A 26,288-nucleotide genomic window follows, 5' to 3' on the forward strand; every position below is an offset into this window, starting at 1 on the left:
TTTTTACTGTTTTTTCGTGTTTAAACGGATAAGTGGCGTGATGAAAAAGAACTTTATACTACTAAGAATGTTTGTAGCGAAAATAAGGTTCGGGTATACTGTGTTCCCGTCCAGTTATATCCATCATCCTAATACACCTAAACTTTCAGGTTCAGCATGAAAACGAATTATATTTTTGTGACCGGCGGGGTCGTATCCTCTCTGGGTAAAGGCATTGCCGCAGCCTCTCTGGCGGCTATACTCGAAGCCCGTGGACTCAATGTCACCATGATGAAGTTGGATCCGTATATCAACGTCGATCCAGGTACTATGAGCCCAATTCAGCACGGGGAAGTCTTCGTCACTGACGATGGTGCTGAGACTGATCTCGACTTAGGACACTATGAGCGCTTCATTCGCACGAAAATGACTCGTCGTAATAACTTCACGACAGGTCGCGTATACTCTGAAGTATTACGCAAAGAGCGCCGTGGTGACTATCTTGGGGCTACAATTCAAGTTATTCCTCATATCACTAATGAAATCAAAGAACGCATCATCCGTGGCGGTGAAGGCCATGATGTCGTTTTAGTTGAAGTCGGCGGGACGGTTGGTGATATCGAATCTTTACCATTCTTAGAAGCGATTCGCCAAATGGCTGCAGAAGTGGGCCGTGAGCACACATTCTACCTGCATTTAACATTGGTGCCTTATTTAGCCGCTTCTGGTGAAGTGAAAACCAAACCAACTCAGCATTCTGTAAAAGAATTATTGTCGATCGGTATTCAGCCTGATGCGTTGATTTGCCGTTCAGACCGCGTTATTCCTGCAAACGAACGTGCCAAAATTGCACTGTTCTGTAATGTGCCAGAGAAAGCGGTTATTTCATTAAAAGATGTCGATTCCATTTATAAAATCCCTGCACTATTGAAATCACAGGGATTAGATGATTATATCTGTAAACGATTCAGCTTAGATTGCCCAGTTGCAAATCTTGCAGAGTGGGAACAAGTTATTTACGAAGAAGCTAATCCTGAAGGCGAAGTCACCATTGGTATGGTTGGTAAATATGTTGAATTACCAGATGCCTATAAATCAGTGATTGAAGCATTAAAACATGGTGGTTTCAAAAGCCGTGTTACTGTAAATATCAAATTAATTGATTCACAAGACGTTGAAACCCGTGGCGTAGAAATGCTTAAAGGGTTAGACGCAATCTTAGTACCAGGTGGTTTTGGTGAACGTGGTGTTGAGGGCAAGATTATGGCTGCTCAATATGCGCGTGAAAATAAAATCCCTTACTTAGGCATTTGCTTAGGTATGCAGGTTGCTATGATTGAGTTTGCACGTAATGTCGTTGGTATGGAAGGCGCAAACTCCACTGAATTTGCACCAGATTGCAAATATCCAGTTATCGCATTAATTACTGAATGGCGCGATGAAAATGGCAACATTGAAGTGCGTTCAGATGAAAGTGATTTAGGTGGCACGATGCGCCTTGGTGCTCAGCCTTGCCATTTAAGTGGTGATAGCTTAGTTCGTACACTGTATGGCAAAAACACCATTACAGAGCGCCATCGTCACCGTTATGAAGTAAATAATCTACTATTAAAACGTATCGAAGATGCGGGTTTACGTATTGCAGGTCGTTCAGTAGATAACAAACTGGTGGAAATTATTGAAAATCCAAACCATCCTTGGTTTGTTGCTTGTCAGTTCCACCCAGAGTTTACCTCAACGCCGCGTGACGGCCATCCGTTATTTGCAGGCTTTGTGAAAGCAGCCTTTGATAACCAAAAAGGCCTGCTGAAATAGGATATATGAGAAGAGATAGGGTATCTCTTCTCGGAAATTTAACTTGTACAGAGGAAAACCGAATGTCCAAAATCGTTAAAGTACTTGGTCGTGAAATTATTGATTCTCGTGGCAACCCAACAGTTGAAGCAGAAGTTCACTTAGAAGGTGGTTTTGTTGGTATGGCGGCTGCTCCATCAGGCGCATCAACAGGTTCTCGCGAAGCTTTAGAATTACGTGATGGTGATAAATCACGTTTCTTAGGTAAAGGTGTTCTGAAAGCAGTTTCAGCTGTTAATGGTCCAATCGCTAAAGCGATCCTTGGCCAGGATGCAAAAGACCAAGCTAACATCGATAAAATCATGATCGATTTAGACGGTACTGAAAACAAATCAAACTTTGGTGCAAACGCAATCCTAGCGGTTTCTTTAGCAAACGCAAAAGCAGCAGCTGCTGCGAAAGGTATGCCTTTGTATGAGCACATTTCTGATCTGAACGGTACTCACGGTCAATATTCTATGCCTCTGCCAATGATGAACATCATCAATGGTGGTGAGCACGCAGATAACAACGTTGATATCCAAGAATTCATGATCCAACCAGTTGGCGCGCCTTCTCTGAAAGAAGCTGTGCGTATGGGTTCAGAAATCTTCCATCACTTAGCAAAAGTGCTGAAAGCAAAAGGTATGAACACTGCAGTTGGTGACGAAGGTGGTTATGCACCAAACTTAGAATCTAACGCTGCTGCATTAGCTGCTATCAAAGAAGCAGTTGAGAAAGCAGGTTACGTTTTAGGTAAAGACGTTACTCTGGCTATGGACTGTGCAGCTTCTGAGTTCTACAACAATGAAACGGGTAACTACGAACTGAAAGGCGAAGGCAAAACCTTCACTTCACAAGAGTTCACTCATTACTTAGAAGAACTGACTAAACAATACCCAATCGTTTCTATCGAAGATGGTTTAAACGAATCTGACTGGGATGGTTTCGCATACCAAACTAAAGTTCTTGGTGACAAAATCCAACTGGTTGGTGACGACCTGTTTGTAACTAACACTAAGATCCTGAAAGAAGGTATCGACAAAGGCATCGCTAACTCAATTCTGATCAAATTCAACCAAATCGGTTCACTGACAGAAACTTTAGCAGCAATCAAAATGGCGAAAGATGCTGGCTACACAGCTGTAATCTCTCACCGTTCTGGTGAAACTGAAGATGCAACTATCGCTGACTTAGCAGTTGGTACAGCAGCAGGTCAAATCAAAACGGGTTCTATGAGCCGTTCTGACCGTGTTGCTAAATACAACCAACTGATCCGTATCGAAGAAGCATTAGGTAACAAAGCACCTTTCAACGGTCTGAAAGAAGTTAAAGGCCAAGCATAATCTTGCACCTTTGATTAAAAAATCTTATTAATTTGAAAGGGGAGAACCTTAAGTTCTCCTCTTTTTTTTAATTTTTTTTCAGAAAAAACAGAATATTTATTCTTAACATCTTTGAAAAAGTGTGATGTGTAAGAGGAAATAGTGTTCAATTATTACTCTTTTATTAATAAATTGGTTAATTCTCGTGGATGAGATCCCAATTATTAGTTTTGCGCATTTTCAATGACGAGAAATGTTTTTATATTTCACATATAACCTATTTCGTTAACAATTATGGCTTAGTGAACCTAATGTTCATATCAGCTAATGTGGAGTATTATCATGGACGCGTCCAATTTAGCCCCATCGGCGAAGTCGAGCCCGATAAACAAACGAGGGTTAATCATTCTAGCTATTGATGTGGTGTTATTACTGCTTCTGCTAGAATTTTTACCTTATGATCCAAAGGCCAATGCAGGTTTAGCATTAATGGTGTTTGTGGGTGTGTTATGGCTGACAGAAGCCATTCACGTTACGATAACAGCATTATTTATACCTATTTTAGCCGTTGTACTTGGGCTAATGAATACCAATGAGTCATTAAAGTCATTTGCGAATCCCATCATTTTCTTATTCTTCGGTGGCTTTGCATTAGCGACAGCGCTTCATATTCAAGGGCTAGATCGCTTAATTGCTAACCGCTTGTTGATGATTGCAAAAGGTAAACTTTCAATTGCTGTATTGCTGTTATTTGGTGTTACCGCATTACTCTCAATGTGGATCAGTAACACAGCAACAGCGGCAATGATGTTACCTTTAGTGTTAGGTATTTTATCTAACTTAGATATTCGTTCAGAGCGCAATACTTTTGTATTCGTATTATTAGGTGTTGCTTATAGTGCAAGTATCGGTGGTTTAGGTACGCTGGTTGGTAGCCCACCAAATGCGATTGCAGCGGCTCAGTTGAACTTAGATTTCATCACGTGGATGAAGTATGGTATTCCAATCATGGTGGTGTTATTGCCTATCATGTTTATTGTGATGTACCTGATGCTACGCCCTAACTTAAAACATAAATTTGACCTGAAATTAGAAGTGTTAGAGTGGAATAACAAACGTGTTATCACCATGATTATCTTCTTAGTTACCGTAGTATGTTGGATCTTCAGTTCTTTCATCAGCAGTGCTTTTGGTGGTGTAAAAGATTTAGATACTGTCATTGCAGTCAGTGCAGCGATTGTTATCGGTGTAACAGGTGTAGCAAGTTGGAGCCAAATCCAAGAAAACACAGAGTGGGGCGTATTAATGCTGTTCGGTGGTGGTTTAACACTGAGCGCTATTTTACAGTCTTCTGGTGCAAGCCTTGTAATGGCAGATTTCATGAAAGAAACCTTCGGTGCAAGCCACTGGTTCGTGATTATCCTTGCAGTAACAACCTTCATCATCGTATTAACTGAATTTACCAGTAATACAGCGAGTGCGGCGTTATTAGTACCAATCTTTGCAACAGTTGCACAAGCATTAGGTATGCCAGTAATGGCGTTAACTATGATTATCGGTATCGGTGCATCTTGTGCGTTCATGTTACCTGTTGCCACCCCACCAAATGCGATTGTCTTTGGCTCTGGTTATATTAAACAGACAGAGATGGTACGTGTCGGTGGTGTACTGAACCTAGTGTGTATCTTAGTTATCTCTCTGTTTGCTTGGTTCTTCTGGCTATAAGTTAGTACGCTAAATTAATCAAATAAAGATAAAAATGAAGCGCTTGATAGTTAAATATCAGGCGCTTTTTTTATTGCCTATCATTTGGAGTAATAGAGGGCGTCGTAATCATACGAACTCAAATAGAGGGAAAGGAATAAAGGGAAGAATGAAAAGAATTAAAAGAATGGAAAGATGCGGTTTTCTTGGGAAGGATCACCCATAGAGAAGAAAGAAAAAAGCCATCTCTATTTATCACCTCTAAGGTATTAAATATATTGATGGCTTTAAAGAAACTAAAGTACAGAAGACTATTTTACATACAGTGTTAATTGAGTACCCGGTTTTAACATTTTAATGTCAGCGTTCCAGCTCATTAACTGCTTTAGGTTAATGCCGTGGCGACGGGCAATACTGTAATAAGAATCACCTTGGCGCACTTTATAATAGCTTGGTGAAGGTTTTGTTGGTTTCGTTGTTGTAGTGCTACTGACACTACCTGCATTATGAATTTTTAATGTCTGACCAACCAGCAAAGTGCTCTTTGCATTTAACCCATTAATACGCTGTAAGTCTTTTATACTCATATTATAGCGACGAGCAATAGCGTAAAACGAATCCCCTGAACGAACCTTATAAATGCCTTCTTGCTTAATAGATTGATTCGTTTTGGCAACAGCCAAGCGAATAGTTTCTAATACAGCTTCATCTTCAAAAGCGTTACGGAATTGGTCAAGCTTATTGCGAGGCAACATAATGACATGAGGGCCATTCGGTGCAGTTATTCCACGTTTATAGCCGGGATTATAGTCTTTCACGGTATTAATAGGTAACTGACTTAATTCAGCGACTTTATTTAACGTGATTTGCTCACCGACATCAAATGAAGCTAATGCTTTATCGCGATAGTTGCTTTTGGGAAAGGTAATGTTTTCTTCGTTTTCACGAATAACCTTACTTAAAGCAAGAATTTTCGGTACGTAATTCATCGTTTCTTTAGGTAAAGAAAGCGACCAATAATCTGTTGGTAAGTTTTGACTCTCATTTGCCTTTATTGCTTGCATAACACGGCCTTCACCTGCGTTATAAGCAGCAAGGGCAAGTGCCCAATCGCTATCAAACATTACATACAAGCGCTCTAGCAAATCAAGTGCCGCTTTAGTTGATGCCATGACATCACGACGACCGTCATACCATTGGTTTTGTGCCAAACCATAGTAATTACCAGTTATTGGTACAAATTGCCATAAACCCGCTGCATTTGCAGAAGAGGTAACATGGGGATTGAACGCACTTTCAACGACAGGAACAAGTGCAAGCTCCATCGGTAATTCACGTTTTTCAATTTCATCAATAATCGAATACATATAAGGCTCAGCACGAGCAGCAACGCTCTGTATATGTTTGGGATTATTTAAAAAATATAATTCTTGCTGCGAGATCCTTTCATTTTCAGGGAGGTCCATTTTCAATTCACTTACCACATAACCCCATAAATTGGTTTTTACATCATATTGAGGTTGGTGAGAAGTTGAAGTCCCTTTCGTTGATATTGGTGTGATCGCAGACAAATTAGGTTTAATGTTCTCCGATTGCTGGCAACCTGCCAGTAGCAATATGGAGAACAAAATCGCTTTTGTCTTCATAATAGAAAAATTCATCCTGTGTGTTTTTTGAACCAAATGATACTTAGTGTGCCAAAATAAAACAACCAATAGGAATTAAAAGTTGTCTTTTAATTCTCTTAATTTTGTAAATGTCTTAATTGGAGCATAAGTATTAGTGGTTATACCTAAAATCCTTTGCAAATCAATATCGTCAGATTTCAAAAAAAGATTAATGTTCTTTTCGTTTTTCAGTGTTATTGGCACAGTAGGTTGTAAATTTTTACGCATTTCACTAACTTGGGCTAAATAATCGGTAATAAGTGCATTTTCTGGCATGATATGATGTGCAAAGGTCATATTTGATAGGGTGTATTCATGAGCACAACAAATTAATGTGTTATCAGGTAAAGAACTCAATCTTTGTAATGAACTGAACATTTGTTGTGCTGTGCCTTCGAATAAACGACCACAACCACCAGAAAAAAGTGTATCTCCACAAAATAAATAGGGCTCACAATAATAAGCAACATGACCCAATGTATGGCCTGGTGTGCCAATCACATTAAAAGTAAAAGAGCCAACAATAATGCGCTCTTGATTATGAATAATATTTTCAGCCCCTTTACTTTGTGTTTCTTGTGGGCCAAAAACGTCGATGTTAGGATATTTTTTTACAAGTTCAGCAACACCACCAACATGATCGTCATGATGATGGGTTAATAAAATCGCGATAGGTGTTAGTGAGCGTTGTGAGAGCATTTCAATAACAGGTTTGGCTTGTGACGGATCTACAATCACACATTCACTATTTTCATTACTTAATAGCCAAATGTAGTTATCGGATAAAGCAGGAATTCTGATAAGCTCCATATAAGTTACCTTACTTATAAAATATAAAGGGTTAAACGATGAAAGCAGCGCGTTCAGTAAAACCAATTACAATGCCGGATTCTTGGCGTGATATTCCTTGGGGAGAATATTATCGCATGGCGATTGAACTGCGTTTACAAAACTGGTGGCCGAAAATGTATGGCTTTCATTTGCTGAAACTCGGTCAACTCAGTGCCGAACTGGATACCAAATTAAGTATCGTTTCACATCAAGTCAATGTGACATCGAATGCAATAAATGCGGATGTTATCGCGTCTTTAGATTATCTACCCTTTGAAAATAAATCGGTTGATGTTTGCCTTATGGCTCATGTACTTGATTATAGTGCAGATCCCCATTGGCTATTAAGAGAAGCTGATCGTGTTTTAATTGATGATGGCTGGATAGTATTAACGAGCTTTAACCCTATTAGTTTACTAGGACTGGGCAAATGCACGCCTCTTTTGCGACAAAAACAGCCTTATTCAAGTCGTATGTTTTCACTTCGTCGCCAAATTGATTGGCTTAGTGTGCTAAATTACGAAGTGATGACACAACAGAACTTCCAGATTATGCCATTTTCAAGACCAATAAAACGTGATGGTAGCCGCTATCACACTGGTGGCTGTTTAAATTTAATTATCGCTCGCAAAAGAACGCTTCCTTTAACACCCACAGCGTTGAAATTTGCATTGCCTCGCATGAGTGTAAAAGGTCGAGTTTTAGGGGCTACACGCAATCACTCAGAGCCATAAAACATTACTCGTTGGCTGTTTTATCTTTCTGGCTTTCAATATAGCCAGTGTCTTCTTGTGTGGGTGATTGAGCCGCCGTTCTTGCTAATTCATCACAACGTTCATTTTCATCATGACCTGCATGGCCTTTTACCCAATGCCATTCAATTTCATGACGAGTAATAGCACTATCTAAGCGTTTCCATAAATCGACATTAAGCACAGGGCTTTTGTCTGCTTTACGCCACTGGCGCTTTTTCCAGCTATGGATCCACTGCGTAATACCCTGCCTGACATATTGGCTATCTGTTGTCAGTGTAATTTTACAAGGGAATTTTAATGTTTCTAATGCTACGATAGCGGCAAGAAGTTCCATTCGGTTGTTGGTGGTCATAAAAAAACCTTCACTCAGGGTTTTTTCATGTTGTTGATAGCGTAAAATAGCGCCATAACCACCGGGGCCTGGGTTGCCTAAGCATGAACCATCGGTGAATATTTCTACCTGCTTGTGCATAAAGGCGACTTATCCTTTTTGATTAATACGAAAAACTAACCCTAAGTCTGACATAAAAACGGATTATGAGCACTCCAATCACACGACAAATTGTACTTGATACCGAAACCACCGGTATGAATAAGCTGGGCGTTCATTATGAAGGTCATAATATCATTGAAATTGGTGCCGTAGAGGTTATCAATCGTCGATTAACAGGGCGAAATTTCCATGTTTATATTAAGCCTGAAAGATTAGTTGATCCCGAAGCGTTTGAAGTTCACGGTATTAGTGATGAGTTTTTAGAGGATTGTCCTTCTTTTGCTGATATCGCTGATGAATTTTTAGAATATATTCGTGGCGCAGAGCTTATCATTCATAACGCATCGTTCGATATCGGCTTTATGGATTATGAGTTTAGAAAGCTTAATCGGGATATTCCGCCTACTGAAACGTTCTGCCAAATTACCGATAGCCTTGCAATGGCGAGGGCATTATTCCCCGGTAAACGAAATAACCTTGATGCCTTATGTGATAGATACTTAATAGATAACTCTAAACGTACTCTTCACGGCGCGTTATTGGATGCTGAAATACTTTCTGATGTTTACTTGGCGATGACCGGTGGACAAACAGCACTAGCATTTTCAATGGATGGTGAATCAAGTAACGAACAAGAGCAAAATGATATTCAGCGTATTGAACGCCCCGTTTCAGGATTAAGAGTAATAAGAGCAACTGCAGAAGAACTTGCCGAGCATGAGTCTCGATTAGACCTAGTTGAAAAGAAAGGCGGACATTGTTTATGGCGTCCGGCATCAAATGATGAGGCAGTCTGAATATAAAAAAAGCAGAAATGGTTAGTTGAGATTAAAAACTATCCAAATGCATCTTTTTGTTAGAAAAACAGTTGACGACAAGGCAAGAGATTCGTAATATTCACCTCGTCCGAAAGGATACGCGGAGCGGTAGTTCAGTTGGTTAGAATACCTGCCTGTCACGCAGGGGGGCGCGGGTTCGAGTCCCGTCCGTTCCGCCAACATTCCAAACCCCAGCATAAATGCTGGGGTTTTTGCGTTTTACAGCCTCAGCAATTTTCTCTTCCCGTATTTTTCTAAGCCACTATTTCTTGCTTTCAATATTTGATATCACTATCTTAGAATTTATTAATGATATTAATGCTATGCACAATGGCATTTCGCAGGGTAATCAATATGGAAAATAGAGTACATTTATGGATTGGCAGTAATTTTTCTTCTGAAGAAGAGTATATGCATTATTTTGAGTTAGATTACTCTGAGGAAGACGGAATTGACTCTCCTAATTATAGAGTATGTGGATTCTGCAAAGATCTGGGGATAGTGTGGTACGACGAAGATTTTATTGGTGTTATCCCTCGTTTTGATAACAATGTTACACTTGATGAAGTTTTGGTAGATGCTGCTGTTGATGAAAGTGAAATATCGTTTATTAAAGCTAAATGTGAAGAGCTAGGAATTAAAAGTGCTAACGCTATATTTTGGTATCAAGATCCTGAACTTGTTATCAAAAAGAGCGATAACCAAACCTATAATAATTTACATTATATTGGCGAATATAATGGTGATTAACTGGTTTAAAAATTAATTTAGGCTGGGCTGATCATGCTATTAACGCTTGATGAAATCACAAAAGAGCTAAAAGATAAATTTTCTCCTTTAGGAGCGGATTTTAATGATTTAATTCTTTTTAAAAGAAAAACACCACTTACAGATTTCGGTTTGCTAGAACAGACGCTAACACTCTCTCTTCCTGATGATTTTACCTCTTTTATCTCTCTCTATAATTTAGATAATTTCTCATTATTTAATATCAGTTTTGGCTGTGGTGAAGATTATCTTGAAAGACTTTTCATGCTAAATGGCTCCAATGAGTTTGCTCAATGGTGGATTGGTGATAAACGACCTGAGAACATCATTGTTATTGCATTGTCAGATCCTTATACCATCTTATTAAATACTCAAACTGGGAATGTTTTTGCAATGACAAGTGAGTCATCTATCGATAGTTTTGAACATATTGCAGTGAATTTTTTTGCTTTTTTTCGCGCAGTTGCCACACTGTTTTTAACTGATATTTCGCCAGATAGAATTATTGACCTAACCTCATCTCAAACAACTTCATTTTGGCATCAATTAAAACCTGAATAAGATGAAAAATATAAAGAAAAAAGAGCTAGTTTATGATGGTTTTGAAGATGATTTTTATCAGCTAAATCACCTTATTCAATGTCCTTATTATGATGAAGATATGTCAGTTAGCGTAACGCAATTAAGAGACTTAAACAGCCTAGATAAAGAGGTAAAACAGCAGGTAATAAATAAGGTAAAAGGACTCACTTTAAATCTAGGAACGCGTTATAGCTATGATGGTTTATCAGTAATGTGTGATATTCAAAAATCAAAAAAAGAGAATATGCAGTTGCTTGGTTTATTTGCTATTGGTGAAAGACAACCTGCAAGATATCAAATCATAGTCTTAGGGATATTTAGGATTAATTTATGAACACGGAATTTTATTTGCGTTTAAGTATGCTATCTAAAACGCTCGAGCATTTTTATTATCAAGAATTTGAAACTGAACAAGCCGAATACAATAAAAATAAAGAGATAAAACAAGCCATTGTTCAGTTTATCCTTGAAATGAAAGGGCAGGGTGAGCAAGAATTAATTAATGAGGCTCTAAACCTTATATTTCATAATACCGGTTGTCATATTGATTACGAAATTTTAGATGAAATCATGCTTCCTGTTATTGAACAAAATATCATTACGCCAGAATTGATTGACAAAAATTTGAGAGAGAATTCACCTATGGGGCGTTGGTTTTAATACAAAGGAAAATAATGAAAAAAGATAAACTTGTTATCAATGAAATATACAAAGAGTTATTTGAAGATAATCTTAAGCAATATAGTGAAAGGTTAAATAGACAAGATCCAGAAAGTTATCATAAAGGTGCTTTCTCTCAAGTGAATAAGATTTTTGTTAATTTATCAGAAGAAGAAAGAAAGTCAGTGATTAATATGATGGAAATCGTGATGACAGATACTGCATCAACAATATTCGGAATGCTAGACGGTACTCATTTCGTTAATAATATTGATGAGGATTTTCGGCTTATTTATGATAACGAAGAAATACAAGGTGATCTTCAAGATCATTTTTTAGCGTTAGTGGAAGATAATAATAGTTAAATTAAAATTTATTCTGGCAAGGATCCAATTACTATAAAGGATATTACGCATTAAAATGAAAAAAATAGAAATTTACTCTGAAATGTTGTGGTGGTCATTATCCCATATTCGAAATGTTCAAACACACAGTTTTATTCGTAAAGGAAAAAACAAATCCTGTGGTTTTGAAGCTGAATTACTACATAATGTTGTTGGTAGTTTACCTACCGAAGAGATGACTAATAACGATATCCACTTTCTTAATGTACAGGCGAAGTATTACTTAGATAATGCTAGTGAAAGAATTTGTGATAATTATAATGTGCATAAGAAAAATATTAAGCGCTTATTTGAGATTGTACCTGAGCATTTAAAAGACCAACTAAAATGGGATGGGCCAGAATAAGAATGAAATATTTTGCTAGAGTTGTTGCCCTCAATCCTTATGTGGAAGAAGAAGTTACACTCTCTTTTGGTGAATATGAAATTTGTTGTTTTATTAATGAGCCCAATGTATTTGTGATAGGGGAGGTCTATTTAGTTGAGTTAGTATTAATGTTTTTTGATGATATTGAGATTAAACCATCAAATGATCACGTTATGTCGTTGACTCAAATCGGAAATTCTTTTGCTTATCAATTAAATGGTAAATTGCTTGATAATAAGTTTATTGTCACTAATTTAGTTTTTGAAGATGATCTATTTTATCAATATTCACATATTGAAAATCAGTATGTTATGTTGAAATCAGACAGAATTAACGTAGAAATAATTGAGTCTATTAGCAATGAGCTTTTTTAACGAAATCCAACAAAAAATCAGCATTACACTTTTCTTTTCTAATATGGGAAAGGGAAGCTTCGATGATAAAAAGATTATCTATTTTCAAAGTATCCAAGCTTGTTTTGAATCGTCTTTAAATGTCGAATGGTTGCCAACTTCTCCCACGCAAGATGATCCTTTCTATATAAAACAAGAATATCCCAAAGATTTGGTCGAGATGCGATTAGTCGTCAGTAAAGCTGTGATAGAGAGTCTAAAAGCTTTCCCTGTACCAGATAGTCAATTTCAATACGATGCACATAACTTCAAAATTGCAGCAAGAAATGCGATATGTTACGCATTTAGGCAGTATCTTACTGAAAAATACTTCAATTATGGTGACAGCTGGGAAAAGATCATTCAGATTTACTACCAAGGTCATTTTCCGATAGGTTTTTATAAAAAGAAATTAGTGGTGATTTAATCGTCAGTTGCTTAAAAAGAGTTTTCACTCACAGGGACAAATAGAATTAAATTTATTCTTTGCTATTGATATTAAAAAGTAACATTTACGTTACGCTGATTTTTCCTTTTAGCTATATATGATGTAAATAAGATTTTTATTACTGAATCAGTGAATTATCTGCTTTTTATCTTTTTTAAGCTCTTATAATTCTACGTCCTTGTAACAAGTTCAGTCAGTTATTAGGCTATAATTAAAACAAATACGGTATTTATTTGATTTGATGGATAATTCAGCAATAAAATTTTATCTTGATTAGTCATATCAAGCTAAGGTTTAATAGCACGCTTCTCAATTGCGCAAATCATTGTCTTTTTTGCTTTTTGTTGCGCAACAATGCGGTGGTGTAATGTTATTTTCCGCTTTGATCGTAAAAAATGCCGTGCAAATCAAAGAATTATTGCTTTATGCTAATTACGATAGCCACCTTTGTGGATTTTTTATATTGCGGTTTTTTGCCCGCATTGAGAGAATCAGCTATCTAGATGCTTTTTATCCGACTTGGAGTAGAAAATGACCACTCGTAAAACCCTTGCTAATGCGATCCGTTTTTTAAGTATGGATGCTGTGCAAAAAGCTAAATCAGGACACCCTGGCGCCCCTATGGGTATGGCTGATATTGCAGAAGTATTATGGCGTGATTTTTTAAATCATAACCCAACTAACCCTAACTGGGCTGATCGTGACCGTTTCGTTTTATCTAATGGTCATGCTTCAATGCTGATTTACAGCTTACTGCACCTGTCTGGTTATGATCTTTCTTTAGATGATCTGAAAAACTTCCGTCAATTGCATTCTAAAACACCTGGTCACCCAGAATATGGTTACACCGCTGGTGTTGAAACAACAACGGGTCCTTTAGGTCAAGGTATTGCAAACGCAGTGGGTTTTGCAATTGCAGAACGTACATTAGCGGCTCAATTTAACCGTCCTGGTCATGATATCGTTGACCACTACACCTACGCCTTTATGGGTGATGGTTGTATGATGGAAGGTATCTCTCACGAAGTGTGTTCTTTAGCGGGAACATTACAGTTAGGTAAACTGATTGCATTTTATGATGACAATGGCATTTCTATTGATGGTCAAGTGCATGGTTGGTTTACTGATAACACAGCAGAACGTTTCGACGCTTATGGCTGGCATGTAATCAGTGGCATTGATGGTCACGATGCAGCAAGCATTAAAGCAGCTGTTGAAGCAGCAAAACAAATCACTGACAAACCTTCACTGTTGATTTGTAAAACCACTATCGGTTTCGGTTCTCCTCATAAAGCAGGTACTGCTGATTCTCACGGCTCTCCATTAGGTGATGCAGAAATCGCTGAAACACGTAAAGCGTTAGGTTGGGAATACGGCGCATTCGAAATTCCACAAGAAATTTATAAAGAGTGGGATGCAAAAGAAGCGGGTAAAGCAAAAGAAGCTGCATGGGATGCTAAATTTGCTGCATATGCAGCACAGTTCCCTGAATTAGCGGCTGAATTCAAACGTCGTGTTTCTGGTGAATTACCAGCAAACTGGGAAAAAGATTCCAAAGCATTTATTGAAAATCTGCAACAAAACCCTTCAAGCATTGCAAGCCGTAAAGCATCCCAAAATGCATTAGAAGCATTTGGTAAAGTATTACCAGAATTCATGGGCGGTTCTGCGGACTTAGCACCAAGCAACCTGACTATGTGGTCTGGTTCTAAAGCACTGAACGAAGACAAAGCGGGTAACTACATCCATTACGGTGTTCGTGAATTCGGTATGTCCGCAATCATGAACGGTATTGCATTACACGGCGGTTTTGTTCCTTACGGCGCGACTTTCCTGATGTTTATGGAATATGCACGTAATGCTGTACGTATGGCTGCACTGATGAAGATCCGCAGTATCTTTGTTTATACTCATGACTCTATCGGTCTGGGGGAAGATGGTCCAACTCACCAACCTGTTGAGCAAATGGCAAGCCTGCGTGTAACTCCAAACGTGAGCACATGGCGTCCATGTGACCAAGTTGAATCAGCTGTTGCATGGAAATATGCAATTGATCGTAAAGATGGCCCAACAGCTCTGATCTTCTCTCGTCAAAATCTTGCACAGCAACCACGTACTCCTGAGCAACTGGCAAACATTGAGAAGGGTGGTTACATCCTGAAAGATTGCGCTGGTACTCCAGAATTAATCTTTATCGCAACAGGCTCTGAAGTTGAATTAGCGGTCAGCGCTTATGAACAACTGACAGCGGAAGGCCGTAAAGTACGTGTTGTTTCTATGCCAGCAACTGATGCATTTGATAAACAAGATGCAGATTACCGTGAAGCAGTATTACCAACATCAGTGAAAGCTCGTGTTGCTATCGAAGCAGGTATTGCTGACTACTGGTTCAAGTATGTTGGTTTAGATGGTGCAATTGTAGGTATGCGTAGCTTCGGCGAATCTGCACCTGCAAACGAACTATTTGAAGAGTTTGGTTTTACTGTTGAAAATGTGGTTACACAGGCAAAATCTTTACTTAAATAATCAATAAGTGTTAACAAGAGCACATTTTTGGGAAGAATTTCTCAGATGTGCTCTTTTTTTATCCTTCCATCTTTCTTTACTATTGCGATCTTCTCTCATTTCTCGTAATCTGATTATCAGCAAGCTGAACCGTTTCAGTTAATCCTAAAGTGTCGGTGACTGCACAATTTCTAGATTTACTTGATTTATCGTTGTTGATTAGTATCTTGCTCTATTATTCTAAGCGGTTGCGAATCACAAGTTATCAAGGGAGTCACATGACAATCAGAGTCGCTATTAACGGTTTTGGTCGTATAGGGCGTAATGTGTTAAGAGCGCTTTATGAATCAGGTAAACGAGCTGAAATAACGGTTGTTGCAATAAATGAATTGGCTGATGCACAAGGTATTGGGCATCTTCTCAAGTATGACTCTAGTCATGGACGTTTTGCTTGGGATGTACGAATTAATAACGATTTATTGCAAGTGGGTGATGATACTATTCGTCTTTTTCACCACGCTGATATTACTGATTTACCTTGGGGTGAACTTGGTATCGATGTCGTACTTGATTGTAGTGGTGCTTATGGCTCTCGTGCTGATGGTGAAGCACATATTGCACAAGGCGCAAAGAAAGTACTTTTTTCTCATCCCGGTACAACTGATTTAGATGCAACTGTCGTTTTTGGTGTCAATCAACACGAACTAAAAAAAGAGCACCGAATTGTTTCAAACGCATCTTGTACAACGAATTGCATTATTCCCATTATTAAAATGATGGATGACGCATTTAATATAGAATCAGGAACAGTAACAACAATCCATGCAGCCATGAACGATCAACCCGTGATTGATGCATACCATAAGGATTTACGCCGTACTCGTGCAGCAGGACAATCTATCATTCCTGTTGATACGAAGTTGGCAGCAGGAATTACTCGAATTTTCCCGAAATTTAAGGATCATTTTGAGGCAATTTCTGTACGAGTTCCTACAATTAATGTGACGGCAATTGATTTAAGTGTCACTGTAAAAACTGCTGTAAATGTGTTAGATGTCAATCGGTTAATTCAAAAATCAGCAACTGGCGCATTTCGTGGTATAGTGGATTACACAGAATTGCCATTAGTCTCAACTGATTTTAACCACGACCCTCATAGTGCAATCGTTGATGGCACACAAACAAGAGTCAGTGGGCAACACCTGATCAAGACTTTAGTCTGGTGTGATAATGAATGGGGCTTTGCTAACAGAATGCTTGATACAACGTTAGCAATGGCTGCAACTGGTTTTAAATAATCATGTTTTAATGACGGTGTCGCGTAATAATACGACGCACTGAACAGAAGATTACTAAATTTTAGAGAATCAATGAGAGGATTCATCATGTCTGTAATTAAGATGACCGATTTAGACCTAGCGGGTAAACGAGTTCTTATCCGTGCTGACCTGAACGTTCCAGTTAAAGATGGTAAAGTGACTTCAGATGCGCGTATCCGTGCTTCTTTACCAACAATTGAAGCCGCGTTAAAACAAGGCGCTAAAGTGATGGTAACTTCTCACTTAGGTCGTCCTACCGAAGGTGAGTACAACGAAGAGTTCTCTTTAAAACCAGTTGTTGACTATCTGAAAGACAAATTAACTGCACCAGTTAGCCTTGCTAAAGACTATTTAAATGGTGTTGAAGTCAATGCAGGTGAATTAGTTGTTCTTGAAAACGTTCGTTTTAACAAAGGCGAAAAGAAAGACGACGAAACTCTGTCTAAGCAATATGCTGCATTATGTGATGTATTCGTAATGGATGCATTCGGTACTGCTCACCGTGCTCAAGCGTCAACTCATGGCGTTGCTAAATTTGCACAAGTTGCTTGTGCGGGTCCACTGTTATCAGCAGAACTTGAAGCATTAGGTAAAGCATTAGATAAACCAGCTCGCCCAATGGTTGCGATTGTTGGTGGTTCTAAAGTTTCAACTAAACTGACTGTATTAGATTCTTTATCAAAAATTGCTGACCAATTAATCGTTGGTGGTGGTATCGCAAATACCTTTATCGCAGCAGAAGGTCATCCAGTAGGTCGCTCTTTATATGAAGCAGACCTTGTTGATGATGCTAAAAAGCTGATGGAAAAATGTGATATTCCAGTACCAAGTGATGTTCGCGTTGCGACTGAATTCTCTGAAACTGCAGATGCTGTTTTAAAATCAGCAAGTGACATCAAAGATGATGAACAAGTACTTGATATCGGTGATGTAACTGCTGAGCGTTTAGCAGAAATCCTGAAAAATGCGAAAACTATTCTGTGGAATGGTCCAGTAGGTGTATTCGAATTCCCTAACTTCCGCAAAGGTACAGAAATCATCGCTAATGCAATCGCAGATAGCGACGCATTCTCTATCGCAGGTGGTGGTGATACGCTGGCTGCTATTGATTTATTTGATATCGCAGACAAAATCTCTTACATTTCAACCGGTGGTGGTGCTTTCTTAGAATTCGTTGAAGGCAAAAAACTTCCTGCTGTTGCAATGTTAGAAGAACGCGCTAAACAGTAATTAAGTCAGCTCATACAGGTAGAAAGTTATTTTCTACCTGTTCCAAATATAGGATCTTATTACATGTCTAAAGTTTTTGATTTCGTGAAACCGGGTGTCATCACTGGTGATGATGTACAAAAAGTATTTGCAGTAGCAAAAGAAAACAAATTTGCTCTGCCTGCGGTTAACTGTGTAGGTACTGACTCAATCAATGCTGTGTTAGAAGCTGCTGCGAAAGTTCGTTCTCCTGTTATTGTACAGTTCTCTAACGGTGGTGCTGCATTTATCGCAGGTAAAGGTCTTAAATCTGATGTACCACAGCAAGCTGCTATTTTAGGCGCAATTTCTGGTGCTCACCATGTGCATCAAATGGCTGAATACTACGGTGTTCCGGTTATTCTGCATACTGACCACTGTGCTAAAAAATTATTACCATGGATTGATGGTCTGTTAGATGCGGGTGAAAAACACTACGCTAAAACAGGTAAACCACTGTTCTCTTCTCATATGATTGACTTATCTGAAGAATCATTAGAAGAAAACATCGAAATCTGTGCTAAATATTTAGCGCGTATGGCTAAAATCGATATGACTTTAGAAATCGAATTAGGCTGTACTGGTGGTGAAGAAGACGGTGTTGATAACACAGGTATGGACAGCTCTGCGCTTTATACTCAACCAGAAGATGTTGCTTACGCATATGAAAAACTAAGCGCAGTAAGCCCTCGTTTCACTATCGCGGCATCTTTCGGTAACGTTCACGGTGTTTATAAACCAGGTAACGTCCAGTTAACGCCAAAAATTTTACGTAACTCACAAGACTACGTATCACAGAAATTCAATCTGCCACACAATAGCTTAGATTTCGTTTTCCACGGCGGTTCTGGTTCTTCTGCTGAAGAAATCAAAGAAGCTGTTGGTTATGGCGTTATCAAAATGAATATCGATACCGATACTCAGTGGGCAACTTGGGATGGTATCTTACAGTTCTACAAAAAGAACGAAGGCTATCTGCAAGGCCAATTAGGTAACCCAGAAGGTGCTGATAAACCTAACAAGAAATACTACGATCCACGTAACTGGTTACGTCAAGCACAAGCATCAATGGTTGTTCGTTTAGAACAAGCATTTAAAGAATTGAATTCAGTTGATGTTCTGTAATTGAGTCATTCTTAATGATTAAACTAAACCCGCTTATTTGGCGGGTTTTTTTATGCCTGATAAAAAGCGATTAGGTAGTTTGGCTATGGCAATATTTATTATTAAAATTGGGTGTGAGGGAATGTAGATGCGGCCCTATTAGGGATATCTAGCCAATACGAAATGAAACCTAATGTTGAGATAAAGCAGATATAAAAAAGCGCCTATTAATAAATAGACGCTTAAATTGAGCAATATATTATTTGGAAGATCAGCCTGTGACTTTAGCGTCTTTGCTTTCTTCTTTCATCATACGATTTAATAAAGGTACGGTTGCCCACATAACAATACCTACAATTAAGGTCACAATACCAATTTTACCAAATACATCAGTATAAATAGGTAATGTTTGTAGTGGATCAGTAATACCTTCTGGTGCAGCTGTGAAAGTTGCTACATAACCGCCTAACAGGTAAGCCGTTGCTTGTGTTAAGAACCACATACCTAAAATAAAGCCCATCATGTATTGCGGTACGAACGCTGCAACCATTGCTAAACCTAACGCACTGATCATCAGTTCACCTAAGCTCTGGAATAAGTAAACCAGAACAATAAACCAAGGTGATGTTAAGCCTTGAGCATCGGCAAACCACATACCTGAAGCTGCCGCTGTAAGGAATCCTAACGAGCACAGAAGCATACCTGCGGTAAACTTCGCTGGCATTGAGAAGTCTTTACCTTTCGCGCCAAAATGGCTATAAGCGATAGCAAGGATTGGGCTAGCAACAATGATCCAGAATGGGTTTAGTGCTTGGAAGCTTACAGGGTTAATATCAAAGCCTAAAAGCGTGTGGTGAACGTTATGAATAGCAAAGAAGTTCAGTGAAGTTGGCATCTGTGCATACAGAATGTAGAAAACAACAGCTTCTAACATCAGAACAAATGCAACATACATTTTATTACGAGCAACTCTGTCTTTTTGTTTAAAAGCTTCACGGAAATAAATGAAGACAACAATAATAGACAAGCTGACTAAAACAATATTTGCAATCATTACGTTGTGCAGTAACCATGCACAAACAAATACCATCGCAATTGAGCCAGCAATAACTAATAACAATTTGCTAAAGCTCATTGGTAAATGGTCTGGTTCAGAACCAATATTGGCAACCATTTTGCGACAGAAGAAATAAACTAATAACGCCATGATCAAGCCAACACCACAGATATTATAAGTCAGTCCATATCCGTAACGTTCAGCAAGTACAGGGGCGATAGATAAAGAAATTAATGAGCCGATATTAATCGACATATAAAATAGCGTAAATGCACCATCAAGACGGGGATCTTTAGGTGGATAACATTTTGCTAATAGGCTGGCAGGGTTGGCTTTAAATAAACCATTACCTACAGCGATAGTTCCTAATGCATAGAAAATTAAATTAGGATACATAATTGACATACCAGTCATGAAATAACCGATAGCCAAGACAATAGCACCTAAAACAATTGTTCGTTTTGTTCCTAATAAGTGGTCACCAACATAACCACCAATAGAAATAAGCCCATAAACCAATGCAGAGAATGCACCAAAAGTAATGAAAGCCTGTTCTTGAGAGAAACCGAGTTTACTAACAAAATAAACGGCAAGAATACCTTGTACGCCGTAGTAACCAAAACGTTCCCATAATTCTACAAAGAAAATCATAAAGAATGGTTTAGGCTGTTGTAATAAACCGACTTGAGCGGGTTTATCCATATCTGTAATGCCCCTAATTATTATTTATTTTCAACAACGATGTTATTTACTCACATTCACGAGGAATGTTACACAACGGTAACATTATCTGTCGCATTTAGAGTGATGTTTGCAAATTTAAGAAGGTAATCAGCAAGTCGAGTAGACTAATATATTGATAGAATGACTTCTCAAAGGTTGATCACACTGTGGGTAAGATTAATACCAGATTGAAAAAAATATTCATTAGTTTATTTTCAAATAAAGTCATTTAATTGATCTTTGGTATAAAATATAACCAATTAGATTATTGTTTGTTTATATTTTAATCTGAGTAAATTAAATAAAGAGAAAGAATAAAAGTAGAGGGGAAATGTTTTTGATTATGTGACTGATTGATTCTAGAAAGAAATTTTTCATTATAATTAAAAATTATTCTTTTATAACAAACAGATGTTAATAAATATTTAATAAATACCTAAAAGTTAGCTAATGTTATTTAATTAAATAAGTATTCACTTAATATAAATAAATATTTAATTTTATATTGTGATGATAATCAATAAAAAACGCCCTTATTAAAAGTGCGTTTTTATCTTGAGGTAAAATAGGTGAAATTTAAACAGGGATGGGTACTTGTTCATTTTTAACAGAATGGAAACGACGTTTGAAATAAATAAGTCCATCACCATCTTCACGTACAGAAATATTCTTAATTTCGGTCATATAAACAAAATGTGTACCAACTTGGCGCACATCATAAATATCACCTTCAAGGCAGGCAAGCGCATTTGTTAATACGGGTTGTTGTAATTGTCCGTTTTGCCATCCAGGTTGAGTAAAGCGATCTGCCATCGCGAGTCCTGTCATTCCGGCGAAATGACATGCCATTTCTTCTTGTTCATGATTCAATATATTGATGCTCAATTTTCCATTTTCTTGAAAAATAGAGTTCATCTGACTTTTACTGTTGATGCAAACCATCACGGTAGGTGGGTTATCAGTAACAGAACATACCGCTGTTGCTGTTAAGCCACAACATCCTGCATCGCCATTTGTTGCCACGATATTGACTGCGGCACCTAAGCTTGCCATTGCATCCCGAAAAAGTGGGTTAGCCTGTTTTTCCTCAGACATTATTTACTCCTACTGCCAGACTTCTCGTCTGTGGGCGTCTTCACTTAAAATAATTATTAGTTAGATAACTAATAAATTACCTAACTACTCCGCTAACAAAGTTGTAATGTTATTGCCGGTTTCTTTGTTGCGTTGTTTTAAAGCCGTAACGCTACCGCGCATGAACAAAGATAGCAATCTTTCTTTGTTACAACCTGTTAACTTTATCTCGAAAAACTGTGAGACAACCTTATCGCTAAGCACCATTATTCCTAATTTAGAGGTAGGGTAATAGGCAAATCAGGCTACTTTTTTAGTTGGTTGAGAGATAACACAAATTGCCAATTGATGAAAATTGCGTATAGGTCAAGATGTTGCAGAAGGTGAAATTAACACGAAAAAGAAGCATGGGTGATAAATTGCACAAAGGGAATAAAATTGCAAAAATTGAGTCAACTTTATTTATTTGTTAATATGAATAATTGTAACAATTAGTCTATTCTTAGAATATAGTCATTTTATAAACCATAAACAGCGGTACTTTTTCACTGTCTATATTGAGTGATATTTTGTCATTTCACCTATAACACCATATAAAGAGCTTCTTGATTATGCATGAATCATTAACTATCGCGCTATTACAAGCACGGGAATCTGCGATGGGTTTTTTTCGACCTGTTCTTAAAGAGCATAATCTGACAGAACAGCAATGGCGGATCATTCGCGTACTTGCGGATAAACGCTCTATTGATTTCCACGAATTAGCACAAAAATCGTGTATTCTTCGACCAAGTCTAACGGGTATTCTTATTAGAATGGAAAGAGACGAGCTAATTTGTCGTTTAAAACCTGTGAGTGACCAACGTAAACTTTTCGTTTCACTGTCTGCCAATGGGCAAAGTTTATACGATAAAATTCAGCCTAAAATTGAAGAAGGCTATCAATTACTTGAGCAAAAGTTTTCCACTGAAAAACTACAACGACTAGCTGGATTATTAAAAGAGTTGATTGCACTTAATCCAGATGATGTTGAACAATCAGAGAAATAAGTTATTTGATAAGAAAAAAGGAGATGCTATGACATCTCCTTTTTGTTGTTTTCACTCAGGCAAAATTATTGCTTACCTAATACATGTAAGAAGTGAATGTGTTTTTCGTACTGATCAAGAATATCGTGAATGATTTGTTCTTTCGTCCAACCCATTACATCGTAGTCTTGTCCACCTTCTTTTAAATGAATCTCAGCGCGATAATATTTATGTTCTTCGTCTCTTTCTTCATCACTTAATCCAGCTAAAGCAAAGGCCGGTTGAGTATAAAAACGCAGACGAACTTCATAGAAGAAATTCATGTCATCGCCTAAATCGACTTCAAAACCAATTCGATCCTCTTCTTCGTTATGGATAATGCATTGTGTCGCTTGTTTACTTAACTCAGCAGATACCATTTCCATTGAGGGTTGGATCACTTCATCCATAAAACGTTTTACATGAGAACGTTTAGGGAAATAGGCAATATTTCTTAAACGACGTTGCCAAGGGATCGGATTACGGCTTGCTGGTGGCGCAATTGTCGTTAGCTGTTGGCTATCACGTTTATATACATCCACTCGCAATGCTTTTATTAATCCATAAATAGAAGCAAGCAATACCATTGAGAAGGGAAGTGCGCTCGCAATGGTGACTGTTTGTAGCGCAGTTAAACCACCCGCTAGCAATAAAGTAATTGCAGAAACGCCCATTAAGCCCGCCCAGAAAATACGTTGCCACACAGGTGTTTCGCTATCACCACCTGAAGCCAAAGTATCAACAACCATTGCTCCCGAGTCTGCTGAGGTCACAAAGAAGACAACGACCATCAACATCGCAAAGAAAGATAAAACAGACGAAAATGGAAAATAATTTAAGAACTCAAATAAAGCCAATGAGACATCTTGCTGTACGATATTTGCGAGAGCTTCTGCACCTTTATCTTTGATTAAATGAATTGCTGTATTACCAAAAACGGTCATCCAAAGTAAGGTAAAGCCGGCAGGAACAAACAGAACACCCACAACAAATTCACGAATAGTACGTCCACGAGAAATACGGGCAATAAACATCCCTACAAATGGAGACCATGAAAGCCACCAACCCCAATAAAGTAGAGTCCATCCCCCTAACCAATCACTCGATTTTGGCTCGTATGCGTAAAGATTAAAAGTTTTACTGACAATTTCGGATAGATATCCTCCCGTATTTTCAACAAATGATTTTAATATCAATACGGTTGGACCAAGAATAATGACTAATAAAAGAAGAATTACCGCTAATCCTAAGTTAAGTTCAGATAAAAAGCGGATACCTTTTTCTAATCCAGAAACAACTGAAATAGTTGCAAGCCCTGTTATCACAACAATCAATATGACTTGCACGGTTGGATTAATGGGGACATTAAAAAGATGGTTTAAACCCGCATTAACTTGCAGAACACCAAATCCAAGAGAAGTTGCGACACCAAATACGGTTCCCATAACGGCAAAAATATCAACAGCATGACCAATAGGGCCATGTATGCGATCACCAATGATTGGATAAAGTGCCGAGCGCAGTGTTAACGGCAAGCCATGACGATAAGAGAAAAACGCTAAGATCAAAGCGACAATGGCGTAAATTGCCCATGCATGTAATCCCCAGTGGAAAAAGGTTAATCGCATCGCTTCTTTTGCGGCTTCTATGGTTTGAGCTTCACCTGTCGGGGGCATAAGGTAATGCATAACGGGTTCAGCAACACCAAAGAACATTAAGCCAATTCCCATTCCTGCTGAAAAGAGCATGGCAAACCAAGCAAAATAACTAAAGTGGGGGCGAGCATGATCCGGCCCTAACTTGATTTGACCAAAACGAGAAAGGCCTAAATAAGTCACACTCAGCAAAACCAATGCAACGGCTAGAATGTAGAACCAGCTCGCATTCGTGAAGAGGTTTTCCTGAAGATGACCTAATTTATCATTAGCCAACTCTGGAAATAATGCAGAGAAACCAACGACCAGTAAAATTAACAGTGCAGATGTATAAAAAACGGGAGGATTAATTTTCATCCTAACTTTTTGAGGGGTTATATCGTTTTGTTGACTCATAGTTAACCTATTTTTTGTTATTTTCCTAGAAAGAGACTTTTCGCTACCCACTTTCTGATTGCTTATGTCATCAGAAAAGAAAAGTTCATAAGAAAATTTGAATAAAACATCAAATTGGAAAGATGTTTTATAAAAGAACGGAAGTAAATTATCTTTTCCGCAAGATGAAGAAAAACACAGTTAAATCAATTTATTAATAACTTTTTATGCTAGATGCTTTCGCTCTTTAATAGGTTTCTCCTGTTGAAAAAAGGAGAACATGGTTACATTTTTTGCTTAATCGATCAACCCCTGTCTTTTTTTTGTACAAAAAAAGCCAGTAAAAATTTACTGGCTCTAGATTCATCAAAAAAACTGAAATCAGATTATTTATTTTCAGTTTTTAAATCATCAATTTTTTGTTTGGCTTGATCTGTTAATTGATCTGCTTTATCAAGCGCTTTATTTTCAGTCTCTTGAGCTTGTTGTTTCACATCATCGCTGGTTTTTGATGCATCACCTTTTAGCTGATCAACCTTGTTGTCTGCTTCTTGCATCAGGTTATCTGCTGTTTTGCTCGCATCTTGTTTTAGCTCAGCGGCTTTTTCAGATAATTTATTGCTTTCAGCTTCTAGGCTTTGTTTTATTTCTTCTGCTTTTGCAGCACTTGCATCTTTTAGTTCATCAGTTTTTTGTGAAATGCTCTCTTTCAGGGCATCTGTTTTTTCATCAGCTTGCGCTTTTAGCTCAGCCGCTTTTTGTTCAGCTTTATCTTTTAGCTCTTGAGCTTGTTGTGTTAATTCATCTGCTTTTGCGGATGCATCTTCTTTCAAGTCGGCAGCTTTATCTTTGGCTTGTTCCGTCAACTCTTTGGCTTTATCTTGCGCCGTTTCAGTTACTTGAGTTGCTGTTTCTTTTGCCTTATCAATACCTTCATCAACTTTTTTAGATGAATCATCACAACCTGCTGTAATAGTAACAAGACCCGCTAGAACCAATGAAGTAAGTAGTTTTTTATTCATTTTTTTCTCCAAAATGTGTGTTCAAAAACAATTCAGTGATATCCCGCGTAAGAACTAGAAAAGGCGAGAAGCTATCGAGTTGATAGTAAGATATTACGAATAAATGATCGTAA

The 26,288-nt window shown here is 38.0% G+C and carries 25 protein-coding genes and 1 tRNA gene; 19 read left to right on the forward strand and 7 right to left on the reverse strand.

Features of this window, described 5'->3' with window-relative positions:
- Positions 1-156 precede the first annotated feature (156 nt).
- The 3 genes from pyrG (at position 157) to AB4J89_RS13080 (ending at position 4,862) form a co-directional block, all read left to right on the forward strand.
- On the forward strand, positions 157-1,794 hold the full coding sequence (gene pyrG / locus AB4J89_RS13070; protein WP_075673391.1) for a glutamine hydrolyzing CTP synthase: 1,638 nt from the start codon (positions 157-159) through the stop codon (positions 1,792-1,794).
- 62 nt (positions 1,795-1,856) lie between these two features.
- Entirely contained in the window at positions 1,857-3,158 is a 1,302-nt protein-coding gene (gene eno, locus AB4J89_RS13075; RefSeq protein WP_072070732.1) for a phosphopyruvate hydratase, read from the forward strand.
- 321 nt (positions 3,159-3,479) lie between these two features.
- Positions 3,480-4,862 carry a DASS family sodium-coupled anion symporter gene (locus AB4J89_RS13080; RefSeq protein ID WP_088493586.1) on the forward strand — a complete coding sequence of 461 codons (1,383 nt, stop codon included), beginning with the start codon at positions 3,480-3,482 and terminating at the stop codon, positions 4,860-4,862.
- 290 nt (positions 4,863-5,152) lie between these two features.
- Here the strand turns inward: AB4J89_RS13080 and mltD are convergent, their stop codons facing one another.
- Positions 5,153-6,487 carry a murein transglycosylase D gene (mltD, locus tag AB4J89_RS13085; RefSeq protein WP_368469540.1) on the reverse strand — a complete coding sequence of 445 codons (1,335 nt, stop codon included), beginning with the start codon at positions 6,485-6,487 and terminating at the stop codon, positions 5,153-5,155.
- 75 nt (positions 6,488-6,562) lie between these two features.
- Entirely contained in the window at positions 6,563-7,318 is a 756-nt protein-coding gene (gloB, locus tag AB4J89_RS13090) for a hydroxyacylglutathione hydrolase (RefSeq protein ID WP_088493584.1), read from the reverse strand.
- Between the two features lie 38 nt (positions 7,319-7,356).
- Between gloB and AB4J89_RS13095 the strand changes: the two genes are divergently transcribed.
- Positions 7,357-8,073 (forward strand): methyltransferase domain-containing protein, encoded by a 717-nt coding sequence (locus AB4J89_RS13095; protein ID WP_075673395.1) that lies wholly within the window; start codon positions 7,357-7,359, stop codon positions 8,071-8,073.
- 4 nt (positions 8,074-8,077) lie between these two features.
- Here the strand turns inward: AB4J89_RS13095 and rnhA are convergent, their stop codons facing one another.
- Complete coding sequence (rnhA, locus tag AB4J89_RS13100; RefSeq protein WP_318620014.1) at positions 8,078-8,566, reverse strand: ribonuclease HI; 489 nt, start codon at positions 8,564-8,566, stop codon at positions 8,078-8,080.
- Between the two features lie 65 nt (positions 8,567-8,631).
- Between rnhA and dnaQ the strand changes: the two genes are divergently transcribed.
- The 14 genes from dnaQ to fbaA all read left to right on the forward strand — a co-directional run bounded on the left by dnaQ (position 8,632) and on the right by fbaA (position 19,223).
- Positions 8,632-9,384, forward strand: a complete 753-nt coding sequence (gene dnaQ / locus AB4J89_RS13105) for a DNA polymerase III subunit epsilon (RefSeq protein WP_088493582.1) — start codon at positions 8,632-8,634, stop codon at positions 9,382-9,384.
- 123 nt (positions 9,385-9,507) lie between these two features.
- A tRNA-Asp gene (locus AB4J89_RS13110) sits at positions 9,508-9,584 on the forward strand.
- 175 nt (positions 9,585-9,759) lie between these two features.
- Positions 9,760-10,155, forward strand: coding sequence for an immunity 22 family protein (locus tag AB4J89_RS13115; protein ID WP_270754186.1), 396 nt, complete (start codon positions 9,760-9,762; stop codon positions 10,153-10,155).
- Positions 10,156-10,188: 33 nt separating this feature from the next.
- Positions 10,189-10,734: a nuclease gene (locus AB4J89_RS13120; RefSeq protein WP_368469544.1), complete on the forward strand. Its 546-nt coding sequence runs from the start codon at positions 10,189-10,191 to the stop codon at positions 10,732-10,734.
- Between the two features lies 1 nt (position 10,735).
- Positions 10,736-11,089: a hypothetical protein gene (locus tag AB4J89_RS13125; protein ID WP_368469546.1), complete on the forward strand. Its 354-nt coding sequence runs from the start codon at positions 10,736-10,738 to the stop codon at positions 11,087-11,089.
- Positions 11,086-11,415: a hypothetical protein gene (locus AB4J89_RS13130; RefSeq protein ID WP_368469548.1), complete on the forward strand. Its 330-nt coding sequence runs from the start codon at positions 11,086-11,088 to the stop codon at positions 11,413-11,415. The genes AB4J89_RS13125 and AB4J89_RS13130 overlap by 4 nt, the downstream gene beginning before the upstream one ends.
- A gap of 14 nt (positions 11,416-11,429) precedes the next feature.
- A complete protein-coding gene (locus tag AB4J89_RS13135; RefSeq protein ID WP_088493577.1) occupies positions 11,430-11,780 on the forward strand; it encodes a hypothetical protein in 351 nt (116 codons plus the stop codon).
- Between the two features lie 55 nt (positions 11,781-11,835).
- Entirely contained in the window at positions 11,836-12,165 is a 330-nt protein-coding gene (locus AB4J89_RS13140; RefSeq protein WP_088493576.1) for a hypothetical protein, read from the forward strand.
- A gap of 2 nt (positions 12,166-12,167) precedes the next feature.
- Complete coding sequence (locus AB4J89_RS13145; protein ID WP_088493575.1) at positions 12,168-12,560, forward strand: hypothetical protein; 393 nt, start codon at positions 12,168-12,170, stop codon at positions 12,558-12,560.
- Positions 12,547-13,005 carry a hypothetical protein gene (locus AB4J89_RS13150; protein ID WP_088493574.1) on the forward strand — a complete coding sequence of 153 codons (459 nt, stop codon included), beginning with the start codon at positions 12,547-12,549 and terminating at the stop codon, positions 13,003-13,005. The genes AB4J89_RS13145 and AB4J89_RS13150 overlap by 14 nt, the downstream gene beginning before the upstream one ends.
- A gap of 552 nt (positions 13,006-13,557) precedes the next feature.
- On the forward strand, positions 13,558-15,552 hold the full coding sequence (gene tkt / locus AB4J89_RS13155) for a transketolase (protein ID WP_088493573.1): 1,995 nt from the start codon (positions 13,558-13,560) through the stop codon (positions 15,550-15,552).
- Positions 15,553-15,809: 257 nt separating this feature from the next.
- On the forward strand, positions 15,810-16,829 hold the full coding sequence (epd, locus tag AB4J89_RS13160) for an erythrose-4-phosphate dehydrogenase (RefSeq protein WP_075673402.1): 1,020 nt from the start codon (positions 15,810-15,812) through the stop codon (positions 16,827-16,829).
- A gap of 87 nt (positions 16,830-16,916) precedes the next feature.
- Positions 16,917-18,080: a phosphoglycerate kinase gene (pgk, locus tag AB4J89_RS13165; protein ID WP_088493572.1), complete on the forward strand. Its 1,164-nt coding sequence runs from the start codon at positions 16,917-16,919 to the stop codon at positions 18,078-18,080.
- A gap of 63 nt (positions 18,081-18,143) precedes the next feature.
- Positions 18,144-19,223: a class II fructose-bisphosphate aldolase gene (fbaA, locus tag AB4J89_RS13170; protein WP_088493571.1), complete on the forward strand. Its 1,080-nt coding sequence runs from the start codon at positions 18,144-18,146 to the stop codon at positions 19,221-19,223.
- 250 nt (positions 19,224-19,473) lie between these two features.
- Here fbaA and dtpB read toward each other — a convergent pair whose 3' ends face one another.
- Together dtpB and hpaC are read right to left on the reverse strand one after the other, a co-directional pair.
- The gene (gene dtpB, locus AB4J89_RS13175; RefSeq protein WP_311755387.1) at positions 19,474-20,961 is read right to left on the reverse strand and encodes a dipeptide/tripeptide permease DtpB; all 1,488 of its coding nucleotides are present in this window, start codon (positions 20,959-20,961) and stop codon (positions 19,474-19,476) included.
- 597 nt (positions 20,962-21,558) lie between these two features.
- Complete coding sequence (hpaC, locus tag AB4J89_RS13180) at positions 21,559-22,077, reverse strand: 4-hydroxyphenylacetate 3-monooxygenase, reductase component (protein ID WP_088493569.1); 519 nt, start codon at positions 22,075-22,077, stop codon at positions 21,559-21,561.
- A 590-nt stretch (positions 22,078-22,667) separates the two neighbouring features.
- Between hpaC and hpaR the strand changes: the two genes are divergently transcribed.
- Entirely contained in the window at positions 22,668-23,105 is a 438-nt protein-coding gene (hpaR, locus tag AB4J89_RS13185; RefSeq protein ID WP_075673407.1) for a homoprotocatechuate degradation operon regulator HpaR, read from the forward strand.
- 65 nt (positions 23,106-23,170) lie between these two features.
- Here the strand turns inward: hpaR and betT are convergent, their stop codons facing one another.
- Entirely contained in the window at positions 23,171-25,174 is a 2,004-nt protein-coding gene (gene betT / locus AB4J89_RS13190; RefSeq protein WP_088493568.1) for a choline BCCT transporter BetT, read from the reverse strand.
- A 365-nt stretch (positions 25,175-25,539) separates the two neighbouring features.
- The gene (locus tag AB4J89_RS13195; RefSeq protein ID WP_088493567.1) at positions 25,540-26,175 is read right to left on the reverse strand and encodes a hypothetical protein; all 636 of its coding nucleotides are present in this window, start codon (positions 26,173-26,175) and stop codon (positions 25,540-25,542) included.
- Positions 26,176-26,288 lie beyond the last annotated feature (113 nt).

This window comes from Proteus sp. STS61-E, assembly GCF_040932335.1.
GTDB lineage: Bacteria > Pseudomonadota > Gammaproteobacteria > Enterobacterales > Enterobacteriaceae > Proteus > Proteus mirabilis_B.

What these genes read in the sequence shown, in the direction of transcription:
- AB4J89_RS13115 (WP_270754186.1), top strand. Translation starts at nt 9,760, where the DNA reads ATGGAAAATAGAGTACATTTATGGATTGGCAGTAATTTTTCTTCTGAA.
- AB4J89_RS13140 (WP_088493576.1), top strand. Translation starts at nt 11,836, where the DNA reads ATGAAAAAAATAGAAATTTACTCTGAAATGTTGTGGTGGTCATTATCC.
- hpaC (WP_088493569.1), bottom strand. Translation starts at nt 22,077, where the DNA reads ATGTCTGAGGAAAAACAGGCTAACCCACTTTTTCGGGATGCAATGGCA.
- rnhA (WP_318620014.1), bottom strand. Translation starts at nt 8,566, where the DNA reads ATGCACAAGCAGGTAGAAATATTCACCGATGGTTCATGCTTAGGCAAC.
- AB4J89_RS13095 (WP_075673395.1), top strand. Translation starts at nt 7,357, where the DNA reads ATGAAAGCAGCGCGTTCAGTAAAACCAATTACAATGCCGGATTCTTGG.
- AB4J89_RS13150 (WP_088493574.1), top strand. Translation starts at nt 12,547, where the DNA reads ATGAGCTTTTTTAACGAAATCCAACAAAAAATCAGCATTACACTTTTC.
- pgk (WP_088493572.1), top strand. Translation starts at nt 16,917, where the DNA reads ATGTCTGTAATTAAGATGACCGATTTAGACCTAGCGGGTAAACGAGTT.
- pyrG (WP_075673391.1), top strand. Translation starts at nt 157, where the DNA reads ATGAAAACGAATTATATTTTTGTGACCGGCGGGGTCGTATCCTCTCTG.
- dnaQ (WP_088493582.1), top strand. Translation starts at nt 8,632, where the DNA reads ATGAGCACTCCAATCACACGACAAATTGTACTTGATACCGAAACCACC.
- dtpB (WP_311755387.1), bottom strand. Translation starts at nt 20,961, where the DNA reads ATGGATAAACCCGCTCAAGTCGGTTTATTACAACAGCCTAAACCATTC.
- AB4J89_RS13080 (WP_088493586.1), top strand. Translation starts at nt 3,480, where the DNA reads ATGGACGCGTCCAATTTAGCCCCATCGGCGAAGTCGAGCCCGATAAAC.
- eno (WP_072070732.1), top strand. Translation starts at nt 1,857, where the DNA reads ATGTCCAAAATCGTTAAAGTACTTGGTCGTGAAATTATTGATTCTCGT.
- AB4J89_RS13125 (WP_368469546.1), top strand. Translation starts at nt 10,736, where the DNA reads ATGAAAAATATAAAGAAAAAAGAGCTAGTTTATGATGGTTTTGAAGAT.
- AB4J89_RS13195 (WP_088493567.1), bottom strand. Translation starts at nt 26,175, where the DNA reads ATGAATAAAAAACTACTTACTTCATTGGTTCTAGCGGGTCTTGTTACT.
- hpaR (WP_075673407.1), top strand. Translation starts at nt 22,668, where the DNA reads ATGCATGAATCATTAACTATCGCGCTATTACAAGCACGGGAATCTGCG.
- epd (WP_075673402.1), top strand. Translation starts at nt 15,810, where the DNA reads ATGACAATCAGAGTCGCTATTAACGGTTTTGGTCGTATAGGGCGTAAT.
- mltD (WP_368469540.1), bottom strand. Translation starts at nt 6,487, where the DNA reads ATGAAGACAAAAGCGATTTTGTTCTCCATATTGCTACTGGCAGGTTGC.
- tkt (WP_088493573.1), top strand. Translation starts at nt 13,558, where the DNA reads ATGACCACTCGTAAAACCCTTGCTAATGCGATCCGTTTTTTAAGTATG.
- AB4J89_RS13130 (WP_368469548.1), top strand. Translation starts at nt 11,086, where the DNA reads ATGAACACGGAATTTTATTTGCGTTTAAGTATGCTATCTAAAACGCTC.
- gloB (WP_088493584.1), bottom strand. Translation starts at nt 7,318, where the DNA reads ATGGAGCTTATCAGAATTCCTGCTTTATCCGATAACTACATTTGGCTA.
- AB4J89_RS13120 (WP_368469544.1), top strand. Translation starts at nt 10,189, where the DNA reads ATGCTATTAACGCTTGATGAAATCACAAAAGAGCTAAAAGATAAATTT.
- AB4J89_RS13145 (WP_088493575.1), top strand. Translation starts at nt 12,168, where the DNA reads ATGAAATATTTTGCTAGAGTTGTTGCCCTCAATCCTTATGTGGAAGAA.
- fbaA (WP_088493571.1), top strand. Translation starts at nt 18,144, where the DNA reads ATGTCTAAAGTTTTTGATTTCGTGAAACCGGGTGTCATCACTGGTGAT.
- AB4J89_RS13135 (WP_088493577.1), top strand. Translation starts at nt 11,430, where the DNA reads ATGAAAAAAGATAAACTTGTTATCAATGAAATATACAAAGAGTTATTT.
- betT (WP_088493568.1), bottom strand. Translation starts at nt 25,174, where the DNA reads ATGAGTCAACAAAACGATATAACCCCTCAAAAAGTTAGGATGAAAATT.